We start from the raw sequence: 3,103 nt of genomic DNA, 5'->3' as shown, positions 1-3,103 counted from the left end.
TATTATAGATGCTTCCTTGTCTAACAATTAAATTATTAACACTATGAAACTCCATTTGTTTCGTAAACATAGGGTAAATCTATTATTTTTATAAAATTCATAAATCTGACTATAACGTATTATAGTTTCATTCATATACTGTAGTAGATCACTAGAAAGGAGGCGTATATATGGAAAGTTGTATTGTGTTCGTAAACGGCCAACCTTTTTTAGTACTCACAGTTGCTGGCATCGAAATTGCTAGATTGGAAATTACTCTTCAAGTAGCACTAGCTTTGAGAGTTCTCGGTATTCCAATCTGTGGGTAATTCATTTAAGTAAGTTTAAAAGAGAGCTTTCGCTCTCTTTTAAACTCTTGTCAAAAAATGCACTTCTATACACTTAGCAAGTGTGACTCATAGCCTTGTAGAAATTATATAATAAATATACAAGCATTTACGTTAAAAGAACTTTCTTTAACACACACATCTGCAAACAATTTAACATCCTCTTCATATCACGTTCTTTATAGTGATTCAGACATGCTATTTGAATCCAGTTATTCTTTTGTAAATATGCTGATTCATAATGAACAATATATCCTTGTAATGCTAATGCATCACCTACTGCCTTAGAACACTGCCCTTCGTTTAATTGAATGGTAAGAACAATTTGAGCGGCATGATCTTTAGGTGAAACAAGCTTTAAACCCATAGTATTAATAGCTTGTTCAATATAAGCATACGCCTCTTTTATTTTTTCAAATGCCTCTTCATCTTCAAGTCGCTTCAATGCTTCTTGCAATGCATAAATTAAATTCCATGAATGGGAGTATGGAATACTATCATTCATTTCATACATACCAATATCCATATACATAGGTATTGCTTCGTTTTTCTCTATCATGTGATTATGAAAAACGAAAGATAATCCTGTATATGATTTAATCGCTTTTCCGCTTACACCACTTGCAAAATATACATCCTTCAAATTTATTGGTATTGCTCCAATTGAGCTTATACAATCTACACATAGTTTCATTTGATATTTTTTACAAAGAATGTTTAGTTCTTCTAAATTATTTAACATTCCAGTTGATGTTTCATGGTGAACAAACCAAAGCCATTCATAATTTCCAGTTGCCATTATTTTTTCTAATTCTGTATAAAGAAACGGCTCTGCCATTTCTTTTTTATGCGTATCATAATGTAATTGCGCACGTGTTGCATGTCCCACTAACCTATTTCCAAATTCCCCATTTGTTAAAACTAGTCCTTTCCCTTTTAAAGAATTCAACTGTAAAGCAATGGCATCATTCGCTAACGTCCCTGTTCCTAACATTATTTGCACACGTTTTGCTTTTGTCATTTGCAGTAAACGTTTTTTTACATTTTCCATTGTCACTTGAAATGACTTAGAACGATGCGAAATAGGCTTAGTAGAAAATGCCTTTCGAACATTTTCTTCAATATCCACTGGACCAGGTAAAAACGTATATTCTTTCGTCATAATACCCCCAACACTCGACTCTTCAAACATAGCTGGGGTAACATACATTGGCTGGAAGGCTGCTGCCTCAGTACCAACTAACGTATGGAAAGATTTGAATCCCATTTGCTCATATAAAGGTAGTTCACGTGTTGTAGCAGAAATGAGTGCCCATTCATATCCATTTAGAAGCAAATAACGATGTAAAAAGCGAATTAAACCTAACAATGCTCTTCCATTTCGATATTCACGTTCTACTGAAAGTAAACGAATTTCATATACATTTTCTCCATGTTCTTGCAAATAAAAATCTAGATTTGGAATTTTATAATCTAACGAGAATGGTCGTTTTCCTCGCAATGCAACCATACCTACTAACTTATCGTCATCTAAACAAATTAAATATGTATTTTCTTCATGGAAACGATCTATACGAACACGATCTTTCGTTTCTTCATGTTGCGGAATTTCTTCTACAAATGTTTTATAATTCAATTTATGTATACTTTCAAATTCCCAAGCTTRATCAGCAACTTTATAAATTAACCCCATGTTGTATCTCCTTTATGTATTTAATAAAAATTATAAGTGGAGATTAACTCCACTTATTAAAAKTTCATTTCATTCTCGATTTACATATAAAATAAGTACAATGATAAGTGCACTTAAAATAGTCGTAACAATAGAGTAACAATACAAAATCATGCAAACTGGTAAACAAGCGATTGTAATTAGTCCAGGCTTAGTAAATCCTTTAAAGATTAAATAAAATATAATGAAAACAGCAATAAGAGTAAGCGCTATCAAATAATCAAATGCAATTAATCCTCCAATAAATGTTGAAATGCCTTTTCCGCCCTTGCCTTTAAATAAAATTGGGTAAATATGTCCARGTATAACAGCCAGTAAAGCTAACATTACAAATGTAGAATCTTCGAAAAGGTATTTTGCAATAGAAACTACGATTGCCCCTTTGATCGCATCACCTAAAAATGTAGCGACGAAATACCCTTTTCCATATACGCGCCCCATATTTCTTGCGCCAGGATTACCACTTCCTTCYTCACGAATATCAACATTATGTTTCCATTTCGTTACTATATAAGCGGTCAATATGTTTCCAAATAAATAAACAGCCACCAAATACAAAAATTGCATACTATTAATCATGTAATCATTCACTTTCTACATGGGAGTACTTATACAATATTCAATGACTATGTATATTGTACTTTTTCTTGCTTTACATCCCTTTGTATATTTTAACATCATATTTTTACAAATCATACAAAAATTCTCATACTTCTATTTTATAAAATATACACCCTTCATTAAATGATATGTTCCTTTCACTGCCATTTCTGATGGTGGTACGAATATAACTTCTCCCATACTTTTCTCACAGCATTTCTTAAATTCAGTATATATTTCAGAAACTAAACGCAATATGCTGCCACTTACTGCAATTGGAGTTGAAAGCTTAAATTGCATCTTATTATAAACATCTACTGTAATTTTCGCTAATTCCTTACCAGCTTGCATCATAATTTCATGTGCATCATCATTCCCATTTCTCGCTTCCTGAATAATTAATGGTGCGATTGCTGCAACTTTATCTTTTGAAGAACTATATACT

3 protein-coding genes and 1 pseudogene are annotated in these 3,103 nt (G+C 32.2%); 1 reads left to right on the top strand and 3 read right to left on the bottom strand.

What is annotated here, in order from left to right; translation table 11 throughout:
- The first annotated feature begins 170 nt into the window (after positions 1-170).
- Positions 171-308, top strand: coding sequence for a DUF3956 domain-containing protein (locus AC1DJR_RS23650; protein ID WP_002127410.1), 138 nt, complete (start codon positions 171-173; stop codon positions 306-308).
- Positions 309-435: 127 nt separating this feature from the next.
- Here AC1DJR_RS23650 and AC1DJR_RS23645 read toward each other — a convergent pair whose 3' ends face one another.
- From AC1DJR_RS23645 to AC1DJR_RS23635, 3 genes and pseudogenes are all read right to left on the bottom strand, one after another.
- Positions 436-2,019, bottom strand: a complete 1,584-nt coding sequence (locus AC1DJR_RS23645; protein ID WP_477003645.1) for an aminotransferase class V-fold PLP-dependent enzyme — start codon at positions 2,017-2,019, stop codon at positions 436-438.
- Positions 2,020-2,088: 69 nt separating this feature from the next.
- Positions 2,089-2,637, bottom strand: a complete 549-nt coding sequence (plsY, locus tag AC1DJR_RS23640) for a glycerol-3-phosphate 1-O-acyltransferase PlsY (protein ID WP_477003644.1) — start codon at positions 2,635-2,637, stop codon at positions 2,089-2,091.
- A gap of 135 nt (positions 2,638-2,772) precedes the next feature.
- Positions 2,773-3,103: pseudogene (locus AC1DJR_RS23635) on the bottom strand (BadF/BadG/BcrA/BcrD ATPase family protein); the annotation flags it as partial.

It is taken from the genome of Bacillus sp. 05T31, from assembly GCF_056396725.1.
The sequence above is the reverse complement of the archived record's forward strand: the minus strand, read 5'-3'. Positions and strand labels throughout refer to the sequence as shown.

Bases quoted from the DNA above. Each gene is read 5' to 3' on its own strand.
- AC1DJR_RS23650 (WP_002127410.1), top strand. From the start codon at position 171: ATGGAAAGTTGTATTGTGTTCGTAAACGGCCAACCTTTTTTAGTACTC.